The 22,406-nt window shown below is 46.4% G+C and carries 14 protein-coding genes; 2 read left to right on the top strand and 12 right to left on the bottom strand.

What is annotated here, in order from left to right; all coding sequences use genetic code 11:
- Positions 1–349 precede the first annotated feature (349 nt).
- Positions 350–1,963 carry a CTP synthase gene (locus SAPGRDRAFT_RS17020; RefSeq protein WP_002660556.1) on the top strand — a complete coding sequence of 538 codons (1,614 nt, stop codon included), beginning with the start codon at positions 350–352 and terminating at the stop codon, positions 1,961–1,963.
- A 77-nt stretch (positions 1,964–2,040) separates the two neighbouring features.
- Here SAPGRDRAFT_RS17020 and SAPGRDRAFT_RS17015 read toward each other — a convergent pair whose 3' ends face one another.
- The 10 genes from SAPGRDRAFT_RS17015 to SAPGRDRAFT_RS16960 all read right to left on the bottom strand — a co-directional run bounded on the left by SAPGRDRAFT_RS17015 (position 2,041) and on the right by SAPGRDRAFT_RS16960 (position 14,446).
- Positions 2,041–2,589, bottom strand: coding sequence for a DUF1573 domain-containing protein (locus SAPGRDRAFT_RS17015; protein ID WP_002660554.1), 549 nt, complete (start codon positions 2,587–2,589; stop codon positions 2,041–2,043).
- A 120-nt stretch (positions 2,590–2,709) separates the two neighbouring features.
- Positions 2,710–5,241: a DUF4268 domain-containing protein gene (locus tag SAPGRDRAFT_RS17010; protein ID WP_002660552.1), complete on the bottom strand. Its 2,532-nt coding sequence runs from the start codon at positions 5,239–5,241 to the stop codon at positions 2,710–2,712.
- Between the two features lie 203 nt (positions 5,242–5,444).
- Entirely contained in the window at positions 5,445–5,720 is a 276-nt protein-coding gene (locus tag SAPGRDRAFT_RS17005; RefSeq protein ID WP_002660551.1) for a hypothetical protein, read from the bottom strand.
- Positions 5,720–6,355, bottom strand: a complete 636-nt coding sequence (locus SAPGRDRAFT_RS17000; RefSeq protein WP_002660550.1) for a hypothetical protein — start codon at positions 6,353–6,355, stop codon at positions 5,720–5,722. Before SAPGRDRAFT_RS17000 ends, SAPGRDRAFT_RS17005 begins: the two co-directional genes overlap by 1 nt.
- A gap of 12 nt (positions 6,356–6,367) precedes the next feature.
- Positions 6,368–7,168, bottom strand: coding sequence for a hypothetical protein (locus tag SAPGRDRAFT_RS16995; RefSeq protein WP_002660548.1), 801 nt, complete (start codon positions 7,166–7,168; stop codon positions 6,368–6,370).
- A gap of 328 nt (positions 7,169–7,496) precedes the next feature.
- On the bottom strand, positions 7,497–10,361 hold the full coding sequence (locus SAPGRDRAFT_RS16985) for a TonB-dependent receptor (RefSeq protein WP_002660546.1): 2,865 nt from the start codon (positions 10,359–10,361) through the stop codon (positions 7,497–7,499).
- A 63-nt stretch (positions 10,362–10,424) separates the two neighbouring features.
- On the bottom strand, positions 10,425–11,129 hold the full coding sequence (locus tag SAPGRDRAFT_RS16980; RefSeq protein WP_002660544.1) for a LytR/AlgR family response regulator transcription factor: 705 nt from the start codon (positions 11,127–11,129) through the stop codon (positions 10,425–10,427).
- A gap of 7 nt (positions 11,130–11,136) precedes the next feature.
- On the bottom strand, positions 11,137–12,195 hold the full coding sequence (locus SAPGRDRAFT_RS16975) for a sensor histidine kinase (RefSeq protein WP_002660543.1): 1,059 nt from the start codon (positions 12,193–12,195) through the stop codon (positions 11,137–11,139).
- 143 nt (positions 12,196–12,338) lie between these two features.
- A complete protein-coding gene (locus tag SAPGRDRAFT_RS16970) occupies positions 12,339–12,839 on the bottom strand; it encodes a hypothetical protein (protein WP_002660541.1) in 501 nt (166 codons plus the stop codon).
- Positions 12,840–13,162: 323 nt separating this feature from the next.
- On the bottom strand, positions 13,163–14,446 hold the full coding sequence (locus SAPGRDRAFT_RS16960; RefSeq protein WP_002660539.1) for an ATP-dependent DNA helicase: 1,284 nt from the start codon (positions 14,444–14,446) through the stop codon (positions 13,163–13,165).
- 361 nt (positions 14,447–14,807) lie between these two features.
- Between SAPGRDRAFT_RS16960 and SAPGRDRAFT_RS16955 the strand changes: the two genes are divergently transcribed.
- On the top strand, positions 14,808–20,420 hold the full coding sequence (locus SAPGRDRAFT_RS16955; protein WP_002660537.1) for a PKD domain-containing protein: 5,613 nt from the start codon (positions 14,808–14,810) through the stop codon (positions 20,418–20,420).
- Between the two features lie 283 nt (positions 20,421–20,703).
- Here SAPGRDRAFT_RS16955 and SAPGRDRAFT_RS16950 read toward each other — a convergent pair whose 3' ends face one another.
- A complete protein-coding gene (locus tag SAPGRDRAFT_RS16950) occupies positions 20,704–21,639 on the bottom strand; it encodes a hypothetical protein (protein ID WP_002660536.1) in 936 nt (311 codons plus the stop codon).
- 57 nt (positions 21,640–21,696) lie between these two features.
- On the bottom strand, positions 21,697–22,137 hold the full coding sequence (locus SAPGRDRAFT_RS16945) for a hypothetical protein (RefSeq protein WP_002660534.1): 441 nt from the start codon (positions 22,135–22,137) through the stop codon (positions 21,697–21,699).
- Positions 22,138–22,406: the final 269 nt, after the last annotated feature.

Genomic DNA, 22,406 nt, shown 5'->3' with positions numbered 1-22,406 from the left:
GCTATTCTGCGTTATTTTTCTCCCCCATAGCTACAGCTATGCCTTTAAAAAATGCCTGGACTAGCCTGAATTTTTTATCAAAGAATGGCCGAAGCGCAGGACTTCCATTCGGCCTAGCGATGTGTAGGGGTGGCCGAAGGCCAGACCGAGCTTTTGAGCAAAGCGAAAAAGCGAAGGGCCGAGCAGACCTGCGAGCCCCGAAACGTAGCGCCGCAAGGCGAAGCCGCAGCGGAGGCCCCTCCCCCACTCCTTAACAGTAATTTGATTTTATAAGCTAAAGAGCCCGCAAAAAAAGCTTATTTTTGCGCCCATTACCGCTTGTCTAAATCCATACGCTATGAAAAATATTATGACCAAATATATCTTTGTTACTGGTGGAGTGAGCTCCTCTTTGGGGAAAGGAATTATTGCCGCCTCCGTGGGTAAACTCCTGCAGGCCAGAGGCTTTTCTGTGACGGTCCTCAAACTTGACCCCTATATCAATGTAGACCCCGGTACCCTGAACCCCTACGAACATGGCGAATGCTATGTGACCGAAGATGGGGCCGAAACTGACCTTGACCTTGGCCATTATGAACGCTTCCTCAACCAAAATAGCTCGCAGGCCAATAATGTGACCACCGGCAGAATTTACCAAAGCGTGATTAACCGAGAAAGAGCTGGCGATTATCTGGGCAAAACGGTGCAGGTGGTGCCCCATATTACCAACGAAATTAAACGCAATATCATGGCCCTGGCCAATCAGGGAAGCTACGATATTATCTTGGTTGAAATTGGTGGCACCGTGGGCGATATTGAATCATTGCCCTATGTGGAAGCGATGCGGCAAATGCGCTGGGAACTGGGTCGAGAAAACTGCCTGACGGTCCACCTCACTTTGGTCCCTTACCTTCGTGCAGCTGGCGAACTGAAAACAAAACCCACCCAACATTCGGTCAAAGAATTACTCGGCTCGGGTATTCAGCCCGATATTCTGGTCTGCCGAACCGAGCATCCGCTCAGTATGGAAATCAAACGAAAATTGGCCCTCTTTTGCAACCTCGATGCCCCCTCGGTGATTGAGGCTCGCGATGCCAAAAGTATTTATGATGTGCCCATGCTGATGCTCAAGGAAAAATTGGATAGCAATATTCTGACAAAGCTTCGCTTGCTAGACCGACATGAGCCCAAGCTGGATCGCTGGAAAGGTTTTTTGGGCCAACTTAAAAACCCTATGCATGAAATCGAAATTGGGCTAGTGGGCAAATATATCGAGCTCCAAGATGCCTATAAATCGATTCATGAGGCCTTTATTCATGCTGGTGTGAGCAATGAATGCAAGGTGCATATCCGCCATATTCACTCGGCCCATATCAATGAAAGTACGGTGGCCCAAGAGCTCAAGGGACTATCTGCCGTGCTGGTGGCCCCAGGCTTTGGCGAAAGAGGAGTGGAGGGAAAAATTACGGCAATTCGCTATCTGCGAGAAAATAATATTCCTTTTCTGGGCATCTGTCTGGGCATGCAATGCGCCGTGATTGAGTTTGCCCGTAATGTTTTGGGCCTCCAACAAGCCAATTCTACCGAAATGCAGGCCCAAACGCCCGAGCCCGTGATTTCCATGATGGAGGAGCAAGAAAGTATTGAGAATTTGGGCGGCAGTATGCGCCTAGGCGCCTACCCCTGCCAGCTCCAAGAAGGCAGCAAAATGGCCCAAATCTATGGCCAAAAAGAGATTTCTGAGCGCCATCGCCACCGCTATGAGTTTAATAATAATTATCTGCAAGCCTTTGAGGAGGCCGGCCTGATTGCCTCTGGTCGCAACCCAGAAACTGGACTAGTAGAGGCCGTAGAACTCAAAAACCACCCCTGGTTTTTGGCCGTTCAATTTCATCCCGAATACAAAAGCCGAGTAGAAAATCCCCACCCAATTTTTATCGATTTTATCCGCGCAGCCCTAGCCTATAAGGAAAGTGAAGCCTAATTTATAGCGCTCCAAAAATAGAAAAAGGAGTTGTAGCCCGCAGGCTGCAACTCCTTTCCTTTTAGCGATTTAATCGCTTATTTTGTTTCTGTCGTTACTACATCGGCCTTGATGGTCAGACGAGTTTGAGCAGGGTTGGTGTTGGCGGTTAGGGTCACAAATTTAGTTTGTGCACCTTTCTTGCCTGCAGAGTTAAACTCTACTTCAATTTTGCCAGATTCACCTGGAGCAATAGGTTCTTTGGGGTACTGAGGCACAGTACAACCGCAAGATCCTTTGGCATTGGTAATGGTCAACGGCTTGTCGCCATCATTGGTAAACTTAAAAGTATGTGTCACTTTTTCGCCTTGCTTAAGGGTGCCAAAATCAAAGGCATCCTCGGCAAATTTCATGCTTGTGGCCAAAGCGGGGTCTACGGCTTCCTGAGGGTTGCCAGACTGTTGAGCCTGGATGGATTGAGTGGGTTGCGTTCCAGTAGGTCCTACTGTGTTGTTATTCTGAACAGCAACATCTGTTTTGGTCGCTTCCACCTCGGCGGCAGAAACTCCTCCGCCACACTGCATAAAGGTAAATGCCATTAAGCCAATACATGCAAAGCTGAGAAATTGGGCTGCAAATCTTTTCATCTTGTAAAGAGAAATTTTGGTTAAAGTAATCTGTCCGCAAATCCTGCGGATAACAAAAGTACAGCTTTCATCGCAAAATGAGAAAAGCCGATCTTTAAAAGAAACTTAAGAACGAAAAGTTTAGTTCTTTGCGCCACTTCCCTTAAGGTGTGGGCTAAAGGCTTCCTCCATTTTGGGCAGGTAATCAATAAAGAAACGATTTGCTTTTGGCCAATCTTCTTCACGCCCTAAGCTAACGCCCTTCAAATCAAAACGAATACAACTCTTTTTGTTGTCGGCCATCTCTTGCCAAACCAAAGGCTGCCCAAAGACAGCTTCTATTTCTTCCTTATGCCCAAATAGCTTTCTAAATATCTCCTTGTTTCTTGTCTTCTCTGCGCCAGTAATAGAAACCTCGATTCGAGCTTCGTCTTTTGTCATGATTAGGCTATAATACACACTGGTCCTGCCCGCACCACAACTTAGCCAATGATCCTTAGAGGGAGATACCCGCTGAAAAAGAGTCGTATCCTTTATTTGAGGCAGTAGTTGCGTCCAGTATTTCTTCCGCATAAAAAAGCGGTCCTTCTTTGTCGCTGCTATTTTTTCTCCCAGCTCTTGCGCCTGCTGATACTTAAGGAATAAAGAATCTTCTAGACCAAACAAAGGCAGTAAGCTCTTGAGGGTAGTAAACTTACTATTGCTGTCTGAATTTGTCTCTACATAATAGGAAGCAACAAGCAATTGTGGCGCCCGAAAATCCTCAGCCCGTTCACTAACTTTAAGCCGATCTGGCTGACTCAAAAGCAAGGCCGCATTCTTTTCATATAACGCTCGCAAAACATAGAGATACAACTGCGTAAATTTCCCTTCCTCTATTTTCTCTCCCTCAAAAATGAAATAGGCCAATTTCTTGTTCTTAGGCAAACTCGCCTCCAAGATATTCAGCTCTGGCTCCATAAACTCCTCCTGAATCTCCACCTCCGGATAAGGCCATATCTTTAAAAAACGCTCCGTAATAATGACTGTCCGCTCTTGATAGGCATGCAGATCCCAAGAAGATAAACTACTCAAGTATTTATTTAACCACAAACGACTATACCGATACCCCTGCTCTTTCCCCTGAACATTCATCTCTTTTTTTGCCCGAAAGGTTTTATTCCCCAAAGCCCCATTATTTCCCGATAAGGTCAGGTTCCCTATCGTATGCAAATAACGCTGCTCAAAGGCTTGGACCTCCTCCTCAGATAGTTCTTTTTGCCAGTCTTCACTAACCTTCTGCGGAAAAATATGCTCTACACTAATGCGCTCATCTCTGGTGTCTACATATTCTCTGTTGTTATAGTTTTCTAACTGCTCAAAAAGATAGTTTCTCTTTCTCGCTGTTATATGATAAAGATCTCGATCCTTCAACGCTTGCCTCAATTCCGCATCCAAAGGAAAACGCCCAGCCCCCCGCTTTTTCAAGATAGCCTGATAAATAGAATTTAGATAGTCCTCACTATCGACCTCTGCATACAAAACCATGAAAATCTTATTCAAAGCACTAGTCGGCAAACCCATAATAAACCGACGCCAGACATAAGCCTGCAAAAACTGAAGGATCGCAATCAAATCTAAGGTAGAAATTACCCCATTGTCCTTGTCCTCAAAAAGCTGCAATAAAAAAGGATATACTACATTAACATCCAACTGATTGATGTACTCCAACTCCCGCCGAATATCCTTATCTCGCTCTGCTCTCGGATTGATAAACAAATGATAATGATAAGATAAGCTCTTTATCTGCTCCAAATCATTCCAGTATTCCTCCCCCTGCTTATCCTGATACTGCTCCTTAAAGGTCTGATATACCTTAGATTTCTTGGGAATCGTCTTGTTCTTTAAGGTCAAGTAATCCCGAATAAAAGCCGATACCATAGGTTTATCCTCACCCCAGTTTCTAGCATTCTCCTCTATCGGGTACCAAATCCGCTTATACACCCGCCCCTGCTCTTTAGGATCCAAATCCATCAATATGTAGTTCCGAATCAAATCAGACTGCGAAAGATCCAAACCCGTAGAGTTCAAACTCTCAAAGATCCGCTGCGGATCATCCTTCCCCCGCTCCAAAGCAATCTCTACAAAAATTAAACGCTTCAAACCCCGCTCGATCCACTGAAAGTTGTCTTTATTCACCAGCCCCCTAAAAAAACGATAGTTTTCTAAGACCTTAGAGCTCCCCTCTACCTTATCCTCCTCCCCCAAAAGTATCGCCTCAAAAGCAAACGCATTCTTATCCGTTTGCTTCAATTTCAATTTATACCCCTCCTCTTCCGCATACTCATTACACAAATAACTATTGTAAATTCTATCCGCCTCCCGCTGCTGACCACTCTCCAAAGCAAAACGATACAAGGCCACCAACAAAATATTTAAAGTCGTCAGACGCTGCTGACCATCAATAATCACCAGTTCACTAATCTCACTACTGCTAAACAAGCCATCGTAAATAAACACAATACTCCCTATAAAATGAGAGCTGCGATCATCACTCACCACATCGATTATGTCCTTAAATAAATCCGCACACTCCTTCTGCCCCCAATCGTAATTCCGCTGATAAATAGGAATAACAAACTGTATGTCCCGCTTTTTCAAAAAGCTGACTACCTGCAATTCTTTAGCATTCATTCTTGGTTCTTGTTTTTAGTTATTTTTATTTGGGGCTGCCCCTCCCTTCGGTCGGGTCGGGCTGTTTCAGGGCTCGCAGGTCTGCTCGGCCCTTCGCTTTTTTCGCTACGCTCAAAAAGCTCGGTCTGGCCTTCGGCCACCCTTGTCCATCCCTCAGCCGACGGCCCTGCGGGCCTTTGTAGGCGGCTCCGCCGCCTCTAATCCTAGTTTTCTGCGGCCAAACTATCCTTGGCCAATTGCTCGGCCTTATAAGCCTTCCACTTCTCCTCGGCTAGCGTCCATGCCGCCGATTTAATATCCAATACCTCTTCCTTTAATTCACTCTCCCAAAAGGACCTAAAACTCTTAAACTCGGTTCTCGTCTCTGTCTTCAAACTTTCTATCTCACTATAGATGTAGACGTAAAAGAAAGCTCCTGCCCCCAATAAACTCAATAACATCCCTAACAATAAGCCCAGCCAAAATGCAGTATTCTTCATTAGTTGTGGATTTTTACGGCCCGCTCAAAACCCAAGCGCTCCAAATGGGCCTTCCGCGCCTGCTTGAGGTCAAAATCCTGAAAGCGAATCTGCGCCCGCAAAAAATCAAAGGCAAAGTCAAAATCCATATACTGATAGCGAATAGGCAATGCCCCCGGCCCCGCTATATCCGTCAATTTCTTTTGGTTGAGGACCTGCAACAGATCTCCCGCCAATTGCAAAAAGGGATTCAAATGGTTTTCGATAAATTGTTGGCGCTTCTCTCGGTCCAACTCAAAGATTTCTTGGGCCAAACGGCAGTAGGCCTGCATGGCCGGACAATAATCCAGCACAAAGACATTGCTCAACTCATTGCGGCGCGCCCGAACCATTTCTCCGTTCTTTTCTCTCAACTGCTGCTTGAGGTCCTTCAATATCAATCGAATACGCTCGTTTTTGGCCTTGCAGGCATCCTCCAAAGCAAAAAGTTGATCATTTCGGCCCAATTGCAATTTGGCAATTTCAGTTTGGTATTTGGCCAGTTCGCCCATAAAGCGACTACGCGCCCAAAACCAACTAATAGCCACCAAGGCCAATAAGCCCGCAAAACTAAGGGCATAAAAAGGCAACTGCTCGACAAATTCGTCCCAGTTCATAACTATAGGGGATTAAATAGATGATAGAATAAGAAAGAGAAGACCCACTACAACCGCAGTAGCCAAAATACTGTAGATAGCAAGGGGAATAGGGCTCCAAATTCGCACTTTTTCTAGTACGGACAAGCCCTCTTCCATCCGCAGCGCATACAACAAACTATCTATACTTTGATAGGGATCTGCCGTTGGCCGGACCGCATAGTTGGGATCGATCGGAATAGCCGAAGGCGGCGGCAATTGCTCAATAATCAAATCTAATTTTTGATTTTGCTGCGCTTCTAATTCTTGCAGGCGCTTTTGTAAGTTTTCGAGCTCTTCCTCTATAGAAGCTTGCGAAACTGAGCGCAGCTGAAGGTAGGCCCCAGCCGCCAAGCCCTGCGCCCCAAAACTTTGGTCCAAAAATAAGGCTTCGCCCTTAAAGTAAAGGTTTAAATCTCCAGACAGCTCGCTCAAAAAGCCCTGCTCGAGCAGTTGCTGCAGCGCCTGCTGGGGCAATTGCTCCTCATTAAAGGCTAAGGGCGCATAAGTTTGGCCCAAGGGGTCCTGTATATAAATAAAATGCTTGGCGGCGGGCCCTTCTTGCTCAATGCGCAAAATGCTGCCCTCATACAAATCGCCAAGTTGCTGCAACTGCTGCTCGGCCTGCAAAAGCTGCTCGCCAAAAGCCAGTTGGTAGCTGCCCCCTCGGGGAAGGAAGCCACTAAGCTCCAACTGCTCAATCATTTCGGCAGCAGAGAAACTAAGATCCACCTCGGCATTCATTAGCGTGCCGTATTGTGGATGCATAAAATTTAAGTTGAGTATAGGTTCCATAAGGTAGACTGGGGATATTTTGAATCCGAATATACTAAGATATCTCTTAAATAACAGTTTTTTGTCCAGAAAAGCAAAAGGCCCTAGCTGCAGAAGCAGCTAAGGCCTTTTTTTGGTCCATTTTTGCGGCGGACAGGGCCGATAGGCCCGCAGGCTGAGGGGCTGTAGCAGGGCCGCCGAAGGCGGCAGACCAAAGCGGCTTTGCCGCTGCAGGGCCGAGCAGACCTGCGAGCTGCGAAATGGCCCGACCCGAGCGAAGCGAGTGGGCAGCCCCAAAACAGCCAACTCCTCAAAAAAGCGACTTCTAATCAATCGCCTTTTCTTTAGCCTAACGGGGGGGAGGAGGAGGACCACCGGGACCACCAGGACCACCGTTGCGATGACGTTGATGGCGCTCTATCATTTCCTTAGATTTTTCCTCATCGATGAGGCTTCCTTTTTTGGGCACAAAACGGTAGCTAAAGCGGAGCATAAAATAGCGCTCCAACACCTGCCCAATTTGGTCCTCAATATAGCTGGCCGTAAAGTTTCGGCTCAGGCTAGTATTTTGGCCCAAAATATCATAGACATAAAGGCCAAGCTCTCCTCTTTGGCTCTTGAAAAGCTGCGTCGAAAGACTGGCATTCCAGAGCAAAAAGTCAGTATTGAAGCCATCGGAAAGGCCTGCATAATGTTGGTGGCTGAGGTCCGTTTGTAGGACCAAGGTTTTCCAGGGGTTCCAATAGGCCCGCAGGCGAGTATTTTGGTTATAGTAGCGGTTATTTGAGCTAGTATTGAGGCTATTGATCGAGTAATTGACGCTTCCTTCCGTACTCAGAGTAAAGTCAATTTTCTCGCTAATATTCGAGCTTAGCTTGAAGCCTAAGCGGCCAGAAGGCTGTCGAGAATAATTGAGCTGATTGTTAATCAGGCTGGGGGTTTCGGAGAAAGAGCCGCCAAATTTAATTCCAAAATTTGACTTAAGAAAATTGAGTGGAAAGCTATAATCGGCAAAGAGATCCATCTGATACTGGCGGTCCAAATTGACATCTTGCGTGAGCTGCGTCCCTTGGGCCAAATCTACGCCCAAAAAGCTAGTATCTTGATAAGCGATAAAGGTACTTTCGCCCAAATAATCTTTATTATACTGTGCACTGAAACCGACAAAAAACATGGTATTTTTGCTTGGGTTGGGGCTGGCATAATGAAAGTTAATGCGGTGATTGGTTTCTTGGCCAAGCTTCGCATTACCGATAGACAATTGGATGGGGTTGCTATTATCGACCACCTCCTGCAATTGGCCAATAGAAGGCTCGTCGGTTCCAGCTCTATAAAAAATGCGTAAATTTTTGGTCTTCGAGATCTTGTAGCGCATAACGGCAAAAGGCAAGATATTGAAGAAATTGTAGGTATTTTCAAAGCTTTGCGGATAGACCTGAGTCGCTGACAATTGGGCCCATTGTGCCGAGGCGCGAACATAAAAGCGGAAGCCTCTTTTGTTGTAGCGCAGGCCCAAAGAAGCACGGTGGCGGTCATAGCGGCTATCGGCCTCATTAGACAAAAAGGTATCGAGCAAATTATAATCTTGGCCATCAAAATTAAAGGTAAACTGCTCGGCCTCATTGTAGCTAATCGAGGGATCGTAGCGGAACTGCAGTTGCATTTGCTTGTTTAGCGGTTCGCTATATTCTAGGCGGGCCGAGTAGCTGCGTTCGTATTCGTCCAAATCTGAAGATTGGTCAATAGAATCAACTTGATTGAGGCTATAATAGTTATTTTCGGACTGCAATTGATTGTTGCCATTTTGCCCGCTAAGCTCTTGTTGGATACGGACCGAAAAGGTTCTGCCTCTCTTTTTGAAGCGGTGGCGATAGAGCAAGCGGTTGCGAAAATTGTAGGCCGTCAGCTCGCTATTAAAGAGGCTTTGGCTTTGGTTGAGCGTTTGCTCAATATTATAGGTTTCGGACTGGCTTATTTGCTCGCCCTGATTGATTTGCACACTCAGATTGGGTTCAATTTCAATCTGGTTGCGATCATTGATTTCATACTCTAGCCGAAAGGTCGCCCGATGGTTGATATTCGTACTATTTTGGTTTTGCGACTCTAGATAATACTGCCCGGCCTCTTCTTCCGAAATAAAGCTACGGAAAGTAGAATCGAAGCCGACATTATTGGTTTGGTTAAAAAAGTAGCTTCCGTTTAGCTTCCATTTTTTGTTCCATTCGTTGCTGTAGTTAATCCCTCCAGCATAGGTCTCATTGATTCCGCCATTATCATCGACCAAGAAGTTGCCGAGGCTACCGCCCCGCCAGCGGCGGCCACCTCCGCTCGAAGCGGCCACTCCGGCCAAATCTTCAGAGCTAAAGTTCTGCTCATTGATATTATTGAATTGGCCCAAAATCGAGATGCGTTCATTGCCATTGAAGCGGTTATAGACCCCACCTAGGCGATAGCGCCAATCGTCATCGGCTTCTTGGCCATCGTCATGGCCTATACCGGCATAAAAGCGGCCAAAAGTTCCAGAGCGATAGGCCGGCTTAGAAATAATGTTAATCGTTTTGCTTTCTTCACCATCTTCAAAGCCAGAAAATTGGGCTTGACGGCTCTTTTGGTCATACACTTGGACCTTATCCACCATATCGGCGGGTAAGTTCTTCAGGGTGGTTTTGGCATCTTGGCCAAAAAAAGGTTTGCCATCAATGACCACCTGCTGCACAGTTTCGCCTTGGGCCTTTACGGTTCCGTTTTCGATTTCGATACCCGGCATTTTTTCCACCAAATCCTCGGCAGTAGCATTAGGATTGGTTTTAAAGGCCTTAGAGTTAAACTCTACCGTATCGCCTTTGAGCACTGCGGGAGGCGTTTTACCCACCACATCTACCACCCCCTCCTCTAGGGCCGAAACCTGGAGCAAGATCGGATCTAAATCAATTGCCTCTTTGTCTAAAAGCAAGGGCTGCTCATACTTTTCATAGCCCAAAAAAGAAATTTTGAGCTGGTAAGGCCCCTGAGGCAGGGCCAATTGAAAGCCGCCCTCTAAGTCGGTACTTGTGCCAAATTGCTTTGTACTGTCTTTGGTCGACTGCAAAATAACATTGGCGCCAATCAATGGTTCTTGACTTTCCGCATCAAAAATGCGCCCATTGAGTTGGCTTTGGGCTGAAAGACTCCAACTAAGGAGCATCAATACAGCCAGCGATAAATAATATTTCATTGTACAGGATTAATGAACTAGATAAAATGATGGTCTAGCATGGAGTAAGGTCCAGGCTATAAATTAGACCGATCGGCGATCAATAAAATTTTGAAAAGCCTCTTTGTATTTGTCTGAAACGGGAATATGCTGTTTGCCAAAAATCAATTGCCCCCTCTCGATGGTGGATATCTTGTCTAAATTGACAATATAGGAGCGATGCACCCGCATAAATCGATGCCGAGGCAAGCGGGCCTGCAAGCTCTTCATGCTCAGCAGACTGAGCAAACTTTTATCGGTAGATTTTCGATGAATGCGCACATAATCTTTTAGCCCCTCAATATAGAGTATATCATCTAGGGCAATCTGTTGAAGTTTATAATCGGACTTGAGAATGAGGTAGTCTTCTTGCACTACCGTAACCGCCTGTAGTTGCTGCTTGGCCTTTTGGGCCGCCGAGAGCAGCTCTTCAAAGGCAAAGGGCTTGAGCAGATAATCAACAGCATTAACCTTATAGCCCTGAATGGCATATTGCTCAAAAGCCGTAGTGAATATAATTTTATGGCCCTGCCCAGCCAGTTGTTGGGCCAGCTGCATGCCGGAAAGGTTGGGCATCTGAATGTCGAGAATGAGTAGGTCTACCCACTCCTCTTCTAGTTGCTCTAAAACCGACAAAGCATTGTTATGGCTGCCAATTAGCTGTAAAAAGGGAATTTGCTTAACGTATTTTTCTACTAAGGAAAGCGCCAATGGCTCATCATCGGCCACAAGGACAGAATAGGTTTGCATAAGTGGATTATTTTGGAAGGCAAAGCCGGGCCAAGAAATAATTGGATTGGGGCCCTTGCTCAAATTGATAGTCTTGTTCTGGATAAAAAAGATCTAGGCGCTTGCAGAGGTTTTCTAACCCTATACCCGAACCACTTTTATCCGTTTCCGTTTTGGGAAATAAAGAGTTTTTCACCTCAAAGCAAAGCCCTTGTTCATCTAGCTGCAAAGATAACTGGATAAAAGAAGGCTGCCGGGCATCAACCCCATGCTTAAAGGCGTTTTCCAAAAGCGGAATGAGCAAGAGTGGAGGTACTCGCCAACCCTCTTCTTTCGGAAACTCCATCTCTATTTGTACATGCTCCGCATAACGCAGACGCATTAGCTCGACATAGTTTTGCAAAAACTGTATTTCATCGGCTAAAGGAACCGCCATTTCATCAGAATGATATAAGACGTAGCGCATCAAGCGGCTAAGACGAAGCACATTTTCTTGGGCCATTTTAGGCGCCAAATCAATGAGCGCATAGATGTTATTTAAGGTGTTGAAAAAGAAATGAGGCTGCAACTGATATTTCAAATAAAGCAACTCCGACTTTAAATGCTCGTTCTCCATTTCCTGATATCGGTCTTTCTCACTTTGCAAACGCTGCGTTACCCGAATGGCACTAGCTACGCCTACACTTAAAGAAAAAGCCAAACTATCACCAAATAGCAGCAAAAATATAGGCGGCTTATGTAAATGCCCTTCATTGACCAACATATATCCACTTATTATTTGACTATAAACAAAGTATAAAAAGAACAACATCGGCAGCAAAAACGCCAAGTTACGCCCCAAAAAGGCCCGATACTTCCGCTTGATGAGTAACTGCGGCACCCAAACATAGTAGTTCAAGTAAAAGACGACTACATTAAACCCTAGGTTTAATGTGTGCTTGAACAAAAACTTTTGCCAAGGGATATGCGTATGCGTCCAATCTATCCATAAAACAGGAGAGATCAACAAGATAAGCCAAGGCAGAAAATGAAAAATAAATTTGCGCCAAGTCGGAGAAAAGTCAAAATAGCAGTCTTCTTTTTGCATAACTTTGATGTTTATACACAAATATCTACAATCTTACCGCTTTTAGGGCCAAATCTAGACCAAGCCGCCTTTCTTATAGATGACTTTAAACAAAAAAACCGGCAGCTTCTCTTCAGAAACTACCGGCGCAATTAGCGGTCAATTTAACTTCTTTTGGTCCCCTCTTCTTCTATATAAGTAGGCGCTTTATTCCGTTTGGGCGATACATTTTCTTCTATCACAGGGGCCTCTTCAGCCTCCTCGCTCTCAAACCAAATTCGCTTGATTTTATGCCGTACCATAATCTTTACCTCCTCATAATCCTTATAAAAACGAACCTCATCGGCATTGGGATCCAAAACCATTTCATAGTGGTTGCCCACATCTGAAACCACCGAAAATTCAAAGATTTCATTCTCCTCATCCTGCCGAGCCTCCTTGATCAAATAAGCCGAACTAATACTAGGAGTAGTATGCTTAAACATGCTCATCTCCGCATTAAATTCAAAAAAAGTTAGCTCTTCCTCATCCGAAGACATCAGTTTCCATTCGCCAGTTTCTTCACTATATCGCAGGTCTTCTCGCAAAGAAGTAGAAATCATCATTTGGCTCCAAAGCGGAAATTGCAGGAGCATAAAAAGTAAAAGCAGGGGAAGCAGTCGCATAGGCTAGAGTTTTGGCCCTTTTAGGAGCAGTGGGTAAATCATACTATTTATATCAGCGCTTGTTCATCAAAAAAAATTCCAATTCAGCCGTTTTTCCCTTTTATAAAAATAAAACCCAGACTATTCTGACTGCTTTTTTGGGGCTGCCCACTCGCTTCGCTCGGGTCGGGCTGTTTCAGGGCTCGCAGCTCTGCTCGGCCCTTCGCTTTTTTCGCTGCGCTCAAAAAGCTCGGTCTGGCCTTCGGCCACCCTTGTCCATCCCTCAGCCGCGTCGCTACGCTCCTTTGCGGCGGCTTCGCCGCCTGCTATCCGCAAATTTGGACCTAAAAATGTTGTTGGTAAAATTCTACCACCCTAGGGTCTACCCGTATATCTTGGGGCTTTAAAGGGTGCTTGAGCACTAAGCCCTCTAAAGTACGGCAGCGACTCAAGGCCACATAGGTTTGCCCAAACTCAAAAGCCCCCTTGGGCATATCCAACAATACCCGATCAAAGGTTTTGCCCTGGCTCTTATGAATAGTCATGGCCCAAGCCAAACGCAAAGGATATTGGGTAAAGCTTCCACTGACCTTGGTCTCAATCTCGCCAGCATCATTGAGCGCATGCGTCATCATTTCCCACTCAAACTTTTCTACCTTGATGGTTTGCAAATCTCCAAAAGGACCATAAACCTGTACCTGTATTTCATCAAAATCTAAATAAACTACCTTGCCAATGGTCCCGTTGGCATAGCGCCTTTTGGGGTCGTTCTTTAAAAAGACCACCTGCGCACCCAACTTTAGCCGTAGCGGCGAGGGGGCCGGTTGTACATTCATCTGCCCAGAGACCTCCGCAATATAGCTGTACTCCTCCCCTTGCAAAACCCGCAACCTCGCCCGATTGACCTCATCTACCCGGGCATTTCTGGCCGCTAGGGTAATATAAAAATCCGATTGCTCCGGAAAGTCGGGAATATGCCGCTCATTCAACTCCATAAATTCATCATAATCCATCGTACTTTGACGAACAGCATCCAAAAGGCCAATAAATCGACGGTCGGCCTGCCGATACACCTCTCGGAGTTCGGCCATGATGATCTCCATCTGAAAAAAGACCTCAGCCGAAAAAAAGTAGGGACTTTCATAGCGCTCCTGCAGCTGTTGTCTTACTTCTGGGCTGCTAATCACGGGAGGCAGCTGAAAGAGGTCGCCAAACATAATAATCTGAGCGCCCCCAAAGGGAAGGTAGCGGTCTCTCCCATTGATGCGCATAAAGAAATCTATTTGGTCCATCATATCGGCACGGACCATAGAAATCTCATCAATAATAATGGTATCAACGGCTTTGTATAAGCGGTGGTTTTTCCTAGGCTTAATTTCACTCCTTTGTAAGGGACGGGCCGGAAAGCCAAAAAAAGAATGAATCGTTTGTCCCCCAATATTAAGGGCGGCAATGCCGGTAGGCGCCAGCACCACTACTTTTTTCTGGGTTCTTCGGACAAACTCTCGGAGCAGGGTAGATTTTCCCGTACCCGCTTTTCCTGTAATAAACATGGCGGGCGTACCCGCCTCTATATCCTCCAAACAAGCCTGAAAGTCGGCATTTAGGTCAATCTCTTCTGTCTGCATAATGATTAGTTATCTTAGGGCCATAAGATAGGCATCTTTAGGGAGCTATTCAAGTTTGGGCGGCCCTGCTAAGAGCGGGAATATCTCTATTGAGCTCAGGCAAAGCGAGCTTGGCCCCTCATCCTTAGGGAAAAGCCTAAATAAAGTATATTTTAGAGGGCGGCCATTGGTCCTTATTTACGGTTTTGCAGGCGCGAAGCGCCGCAAAGGCCCAAAGGGCCGTCGGCTGAGGGATGGACAGCAGTGGCCCGCAGGGCCAGACCGAGCCGCTGAAAGCGGCGAAGGGCCGAGCGAATAGCGAGCTGCGAAACAGCCCGACCCGAGCGAAGCGAGTGGGCAGCCCCAAAAAAAACAGCAAGAAATGAAAAAACTCTACAGCATCCTCTTTCTTTTGTTCTTGACATTGGCCAGCCTGAAGGCCACGCATATTGTTGGGGGCGAATTATCTTATCGTTGTTTGGGCAATGAGCTTTATGAGATCAATCTTCGGGTATTTCGAGATTGTGATACGGGCGTTCCTTGGTTTGACGACCCCGCATCTATTGGGGTATTTGATGATAATGACCAGCTTCTTTTTGACCTACGGACGCGGCCAATTAGCAATGATACTTTGAGTCCAGAACTGCAGGATCCTTGTTTGGTGGTACCGCCCAATGTCTGCATTCATACGACCCATTATCGCGATACGGTGCAGCTTCCCTTTCGTGCTGGGGGCTATCAATTGGTCTATCAGCGTTGTTGTCGGAACCAAGACATTGTGAACATTGTCAGCCCTTTGAATACGGGGGCCACTTACTATTGTTTGATTACTGAGGCGGCTTTGCAGGGCTGCAATAGCAGTCCGGAGTTTCGGGCTTGGCCCCCTGTTTATGTCTGTGCCAACAAGCCTTTGCGCTTTGATCATTCGGCCACAGATGCGGATGGCGACTCCTTAGTTTATCGGTTGTCTACGCCTTTGGATGGGGCGGCTCCGCTCAATCCAATGCCGCAGCCGCCTTATAATCCGCCCTATACGCCCGTCAATTGGCTGGGCGCTTTTTCTGAGACCAACATGATGGGGGGCCAAGATTCTCTTCGGATAGATCCGCAGACGGGGTTATTGCAGGGAACGCCGACCATTTTGGGGGTATTTGTGGTGGGTGTAGCAGTAGAAGAATATCGAAATGGGCAGTTAATATCGACTATGCGGCGGGACTTTCAGTATGCGGTGGGCATTTGTGGGGAGTTGGTGAGTTCGGCCTTTTTTGCGCCAGAGATTCAATGCGATAATGATCTATTGGTCCAATTTCAGAACAATAGCCAGAGTTTGGGTTCTGGTTTTCAGTGGTATTTTGGCGACAGTTTGCAGAGTAGCTCCAGCTTAGATAACCCGGTCTTTATTTACCCCGATACGGGCCGTTATACCGTCACTTTAATTAGCGATCCGAGCAGCAGTTGTGCAGATACGGCCCAGCAAGAAATTTATTTGCAGTATGAATCTATTGCTTTGGATGCCGATTTTGTGTTGGGGCCTTGTAGTGATAGCATCGAGCTGCAAGTGAGCGACCTCAGCATCGATAGTATTTCGGCGATTGGGCAATGGCTCTGGGATTTTGGCCATGGAGATACCGCCCAAACGCCTTTTGCCTCTACCGTTTATACGCAATCGGGCAGCTACCCCATTCAATTGACTTTAAGGGCCCTCAATGGTTGCGAGCGCAGTCTATACGATACCATAGACATCCAATTGGCCCAGCTCAATATGGCGGACAGCATTCCGCTTTGTCCGGGGCAAGACAGCATACAATTAAACCAGGGCGGAGACCCCAACCTGCAATATCAATGGGGGCCAGCAGCTGCTTTTTCCGATCCTCAGGCGGCTAGTCCTTGGGTACGGCCCACAGGCAGCAGCAGTTATCAGGTCACGGTAACGGCCAATAGCAGCACCGGCGATAGTTGTCAGTTAATAAAAACGGTTTGGGTGATTGTTCCGCCGCCCATTCAGTTATTGGCGGTCAGTGATACCGCCAGTTGTGCCGATACCCTTAGCTTGGGGGTACAAACTTCGGTGCCCGCAGATATTAGTTGGTCCTACTTACCTACATTTATCCCCTTACAATCCAGCAGCAATCCCGCTCAGATTATCATGCCCCCGCCTGGGCCTGCCTTTCCCGTTTATATTCGGGCCAAGGATGTTTGGGGCTGTACCCTCGTCGATAGCATCATTTTACAGGGCCAAGATATTCCTTTACAGGCTGCCTTTAGTTATAATATGACGAATTGTGGGCCGCCTATGCAAATACAATTTACTGATGAGACGGTAGACAGCAGTCAGGGCCCTATAGTGGCTTGGGATTGGGATTTTGGCAATGGGCAGCAGTCTAATCAGCAACATCCTGCGGTCAATTATACCCAATCGGGCAGTTATGTCGTGCAACTAAGGGTCACTTCTGAGCAGGGTTGCCAGGGCCTCATTCAGGATACGCTTCAACAGATCCAGTTGCCAATTTTGTCTGGACCAGATACGGTAGGGATTTGTCAGGGAGAGAGTTCGGTCCTTTTAAATGCGGGAGGAGATAGCAGTTTGAGCTATAGCTGGAGCCCTGCAGGCAGTTTATCGGATGCCAGCAGCCCCTCTCCTAGCGCTAGTCCGAGCGGTCCGACCACTTATAGGGTAACTATCACGGCAGCCAATGGCTGTACGGCAGTAGATAGCGTTTTTCTAGGCTTTCCGCCTGCGGTTACCGTCAGTTTGGAGGACCAGCAATATTGTGGGAATAGTATTAGCCTAAATGCGGAGAGTCCAACGGCTGTAGATTACATTTGGTCCTCGGATCCTAGTTTTTTCACGGTTTTGGGGCAGGGCAATCCGATTAGTTTCAGTCCGCCTAGCAGCCCATGGGCCTATTATGTGCAGGCGACAGATGTTTATGGTTGTCAGGCGACGGATTTTGCCGTTGTTCAGCAGATCAACAGCAGCCCCAATACGGAATTTACTTGGTCTAGTTTGGGCTGTAACTTCCCCTTACAATTGCAGTTTACAGATTTGAGTGATAGCTCTTTGGCGGAGATTGTCAGTTGGCAGTGGACCACCTCCAACGGACAGCAATCTAATCAGCAGCATCCTCTTTTCAGCTTCAATCGCTCGGGGCCGGTCTTGGTCCGTTTAGATATTACGTTAGCCAATGGTTGCACGGGCAGCTATTCAGAAATTTTAGACCTTAATATTCCCGCTTTAGCTGGGGCCAATAGCCGGACGCTTTGTTTCAATGAAGATTCCCTGGCCCTAAACCCCGGAGGCGATGCAACGGGCCTAAGCTATAGTTGGAGCCCCGCCATTGGCTTATCTACCCCCAATAGTGCCAACCCCATCGCCCAACCGCCAAGTTTTCCTTATAGTTATCAGGTACAAATTACGGCCTACAACAGCTGGGATACTTGTAGTCGAACAGAAACGGTGACGGTATCGCAGGGCGCCCCTTTGAGCATTTCGGTGGTGGAGGATACTAGCTTTTGCATTAGTCAGTTTACGCTTTCGGCCAATGCCAGTTACAATGTATCGGATATAGATTGGTCCTTAACGCCCGACTTCAGTTCTATTTTGGTGGCCAATAGTTCGAGTTTTACGCTCAACTACGGCAGCAATCCCTCCAATTTGACCTTTTATGTTCGGGGGCAAGACCAATTTGGCTGTGCCGTTTATGATACGGCCCAATTGCATTATCAAACGGCCCCCATTCAGGTACAGGCGCAGGCTAGCTATCCAGCTTGTCCCACAGATTCCGTAAGGGTGCAGTTTCAGGACTTAACGACAGATACCAGTCAGGCAAGCATAGTTAATTGGAACTGGCGATTTGGGCCAGGGCAAACGGCTAGCGGGCCAAATCCTAGCTTTGTTTATGGTCCAGCCGATAGTACGCATATCTTCCAGCTGGAAGTTACCTTAGAAAATGGCTGTGGGGGAATATTTGTAGATAGTTTGGCCGTTCGGGCCTTGGGTTTGGCCCTGCCCGATAGCCTAGGACTTTGTGGAGATACCTCTGGCTTTGTTTTGCAGCCCAATGCCAACCAACAGCTAAATTATCAATGGAGCCCTGCTTTGGGTTTATCCGATCCAAATAGCCCAAGTCCTTATTATACGCCTACGGGCAATCAATTGTATACCGTATTGATTAGCGACCCCTTGACGGGCTGCCAGTATACGGACAGCCTCTATATTTTTGCCGATAGTTTGCAATTAAATCTTATTGAGGATCAAGTCATTTGTGGGAATAATGTTTCGCTTTGGGCCTATAGCAATGACAGTAGCAGCCGTTATGATTGGGCCTTAGATCCAAATTTCCAATTGATTTTGGGCCAAGCTAATCCCTTGAATATCAACTTACATCAGGGACGTAGGTTTTATCTTCGGGCGCAAAATAGTCTAGGCTGCAAGGCAATAGATAGTGTTGATTTGGCGGTATTAAACCGTCCTTTGGATTTGCAATGGGCGTTATTGCTGGATAGTTGTGGCGAAAACCTGAGCCTGTCTTATTCGGCCCAATCTGCGGATAGCAGCTTGCTATCTCCCCTAGTTTGGCAATGGGATTTTGGCAATGGGCAGTTGAGTAGCTTGGATTCGGGACAGATCAGCTATGACAGCAGCGGAACCTATCTCTTGCAAGTTCGTTTGCAGGGGCCAGGCAATTGTGCGGCAGAGGATCAGGCGCCTATTCATTTTTCTTTGGCGGGGCAGTCAGCCTTAGATAGCATTTGGGTCTGTTCTGGAGAAGTTGCGGAGCTTTATCCTCTGGCCGATACGGCTTGGAGCTATAGTTGGTCGCCTGCAGCCGCTTTAAGTGATCCTAGTTTGCCCAATCCAACGAGCAGTTTGGCCGGAAACTATCAGTTTTTGGCCCAATCGCCTATTTTATTGGCGGGGCAAACGATAGGAACTTGCATAGATAGTGGCGAAGTTGTTTTGGGCCATCGCCCGCTTCCCAATTTACAACTTTTGGGAGAAGAGGATTTATGTGCGCCTGCCTTTAGCTTAATCGCCCGCTCTGATTTGGGCCAGCAGTTTAGCTGGAGCGCCCAGCCTGATTTCTCCCTTATCTTGGGCCAAGATTCTCTTTATCAAGATAGCCTTTTTGCCGATAGTCTCTTGCTTTATGCACAAACGCTAACGGAATTTGGCTGCCCACAAATGGATAGTTTTTGGCTCTACCAAAGAGGAATTAGGGCGCAGCTAGTAGATACCGCCTTGGCTTGCCCCAATGCCCCGGCTCAGTTAGATGTCCTCAATTTGCAGCAGCAAAGTCTGAGCTATTATTGGTCGCCAGATAGTTTATTGTTGGCTGGACAGGGAACGGCTAGTGTCCAAATGTCGCCTAGCCAAGACCAAGAATATCAGGTTTTTCTCACAAATGCCTATGCTTGTACAGATAGCTTATCGGCTTGGGTGCGGGTGTCTGGACAATTGCCGAGCATTCAGCTACAAGCTAGTCCAGATACTGTATTTTTGGGCCAAGAAAGCCAGTTGACGGTCTTGGGCCAAGGCGATTATAGCTACCAATGGCAGCCCCAGCCCAGTTTATCCGCTGATGATATTGCCGATCCTTTGGCACAACCCGATAGTGCGCAGTTGTATATTGTTTCGGCCCAAGATGCCATGGGTTGCCAGACAAGGGACAGCATTTGGGTCTATACCAAAAGCTATATTTGTGGACCGCCCTATGTCTTTTTGCCCAATAGTTTTAGTCCGAATGGCGATGGGCATAATGATGTATTTCGCTTGCGCTCCAATGTCGTTCAGGAGTTTGAGCTTCTGGTTTTTGATCGTTGGGGAGAGCAGGTTTTCCACACGCAATCACAGGATGAGGCCTGGGATGGCCGTTTTCGGAACCAAGAGTTGCCGCCAGATGTCTATGGTTATTATTTGCGCTATCGTTGTTTGGGCCAAAGCGAGGAAGATCCCTGGCAGGTCCTCAAAGGCAATCTGTCTTTGATTCGTTAGTTTTTTGGGGATGTTCTTTTTTTGGGGCCTGCCGCCTTTGGCGGCCGGGCCCTTGCAGGGCTCGCAAGTCTGCTCGGCCCTTCGCAGGCTGCGCCCGCTCGGTCTGGCCTGCGGCCACCCTTTCAGGCCCCTAGGCCAAGTCGCTTCGCTCCTTTGCGGCGGCTTCGCCGCCTGTAGGATGGATGTATATCCCAGTGGGTTAAAACCCACAGCAACAAAAGCGGCCATACCAAACGCAATAAAAATGAGCCGATGGTTAAAACCATCGGCCCATAACTTTAAATCACTGCAGAGCTGGATAGTCAATAAAAATCCGTTCTCCCTTTTCCAAATACTCCCATTTACCAACTCTTAACGCCCATTTTTCTTTTTGACAAGCATAAGTAGTATGATAGTTTATTGATTCTTTAGGATTCCAATAAAATTTATTTTTAGGCTCTGGAATTCCTAAATCAAATTTTATGTCTTCAGCTAAATCTAGTATCCTATAGTTTGGTGCAGGATAGCTTTTTGACGATATACAAAACTGTCCTTTTATGTATCCATCTTGGTTTTCTTCCCCAAATTCGAAGTATAAAGTATCAGCTTGCAAGAAACCTTGAAAAGCAAATGTATCCACTTTTAAATTAAAGCTATCTCCCTCCACAATTTGTAGATGATATTTAGGCCATTTAAATTTTACCGGTAGTCCTAATATTGCTGTTTTTTCTAACTTTCCGACTAAGTTAATATAATGCTCATCCTTTGCAAGTGAATCTGCCGATACCTCAGTGCTATGATAGTAACACAAAGATCTTTCTCCATCACGACTATAGTACCAATGCCCTATACGCAATGGAATTCTTTCGATAATCCAGCTATTGCTTCGCTCTCCAGTCTTATTTTTTTGAGGTTTTAGTACATATTCAGTAGGAATCTGAAACTGCCCCTTGATATAATAACTAGCTAAAGAGTCACCCAATTCAAAGTGGATTTTAGATCCAGACCTTTGCCCTTTGAATAGAAGACTATCTACTACGAACCTAAAGCTATCTTCTTCATTTATCTCAAAAGAATAACAATTCTCTATATCTAGGAATCCATACAACCCCCATTTTCTGTCACCAGACGGAAAATAGAACTGCTCCACTGGCTCTGCTGTCGCCTCTCTTTTCTCTAACCTCAACAATTGACATGAATTAAAAATAAAAACTCCTGCCAACAAGTAAACAAGCTTCATAACATATTTTTTAGCCCCTAAATATCAGCTGCCTTCAGCCGCTGCAGTACCTAATAGTTATTTTGCAAAAACGAGAACAATACTTTTGGTTGTTGTGATATTCATAGATGGAGGGGTTGGTTCTGTTGCATAATAATTAACAGCTAGACAGTGTCTTATAACTTTTGCTTTTTTCCTTGTCTGCCTCAATAGCCGTTTTTGCTTTTTCGGACTAAGTCTTAGCCCATGAACTTGCACAGAATCTACTTCTGTTAAGGACTTATTTAAAAAAACTTTTAACCTAATCCTCCCCTTCAAATCTTCACTCAACTCCTTTTTAACTTTTTTATCGCACTTAAGCAGATGGCCTAATTCAAGGATAAAAACAGCTCTATTCTCAAACCCAAACATCTCTGCATGTTCAGGATTTTTCTTGTAATTTTCGATACAACAGCTATCTTCTTGAGCATATAAATTACTCGCTGCCAAGATAAATATAATTATTATAGCATTATACATAAACATTCATTTCATATCTAAAATGATAATTCCAACTTCTACTTGCTCAAAATAGCTGTGCAGTATTAGTAAATATCTTTATTCTTTTTTTTGGGGCCTGCCGCCTTTGGCGGCCGGGCCCTTACAGGGCTCGCAGGTTTGCTCGGCCCTGCGGGCTTCGCCCTTGGTCTGCCGCTGCGCGGCACCCTTTCAGGCCCCTAGGCCAAGTCGCTTCGCTCCTTTGCGGCGGCTTCGCCGCCTGCTAGCCGTGGCTGCAGGTTGAAACCAGC

Origin of the sequence: Saprospira grandis DSM 2844 (genome assembly GCF_000275825.1) — a bacterium.
GTDB lineage: Bacteria > Bacteroidota > Bacteroidia > Chitinophagales > Saprospiraceae > Saprospira > Saprospira grandis_A.
Note: the sequence above shows the minus strand (reverse complement) of the source record. Positions and strands in the feature narration are given on the sequence as shown.

Bases quoted from the DNA above. Each gene is read 5' to 3' on its own strand.
- SAPGRDRAFT_RS17000 (WP_002660550.1), bottom strand. From the start codon at position 6,355: ATGAACTGGGACGAATTTGTCGAGCAGTTGCCTTTTTATGCCCTTAGT.
- SAPGRDRAFT_RS17005 (WP_002660551.1), bottom strand. From the start codon at position 5,720: ATGAAGAATACTGCATTTTGGCTGGGCTTATTGTTAGGGATGTTATTG.
- SAPGRDRAFT_RS16950 (WP_002660536.1), bottom strand. From the start codon at position 21,639: ATGAAGCTTGTTTACTTGTTGGCAGGAGTTTTTATTTTTAATTCATGT.
- SAPGRDRAFT_RS16985 (WP_002660546.1), bottom strand. From the start codon at position 10,361: ATGAAATATTATTTATCGCTGGCTGTATTGATGCTCCTTAGTTGGAGT.
- SAPGRDRAFT_RS16975 (WP_002660543.1), bottom strand. From the start codon at position 12,195: ATGCAAAAAGAAGACTGCTATTTTGACTTTTCTCCGACTTGGCGCAAA.
- SAPGRDRAFT_RS16960 (WP_002660539.1), bottom strand. From the start codon at position 14,446: ATGCAGACAGAAGAGATTGACCTAAATGCCGACTTTCAGGCTTGTTTG.
- SAPGRDRAFT_RS17020 (WP_002660556.1), top strand. From the start codon at position 350: ATGACCAAATATATCTTTGTTACTGGTGGAGTGAGCTCCTCTTTGGGG.
- SAPGRDRAFT_RS16970 (WP_002660541.1), bottom strand. From the start codon at position 12,839: ATGCGACTGCTTCCCCTGCTTTTACTTTTTATGCTCCTGCAATTTCCG.
- SAPGRDRAFT_RS16945 (WP_002660534.1), bottom strand. From the start codon at position 22,137: ATGTATAATGCTATAATAATTATATTTATCTTGGCAGCGAGTAATTTA.
- SAPGRDRAFT_RS17010 (WP_002660552.1), bottom strand. From the start codon at position 5,241: ATGAATGCTAAAGAATTGCAGGTAGTCAGCTTTTTGAAAAAGCGGGAC.
- SAPGRDRAFT_RS17015 (WP_002660554.1), bottom strand. From the start codon at position 2,589: ATGAAAAGATTTGCAGCCCAATTTCTCAGCTTTGCATGTATTGGCTTA.
- SAPGRDRAFT_RS16995 (WP_002660548.1), bottom strand. From the start codon at position 7,168: ATGGAACCTATACTCAACTTAAATTTTATGCATCCACAATACGGCACG.
- SAPGRDRAFT_RS16980 (WP_002660544.1), bottom strand. From the start codon at position 11,129: ATGCAAACCTATTCTGTCCTTGTGGCCGATGATGAGCCATTGGCGCTT.
- SAPGRDRAFT_RS16955 (WP_002660537.1), top strand. From the start codon at position 14,808: ATGAAAAAACTCTACAGCATCCTCTTTCTTTTGTTCTTGACATTGGCC.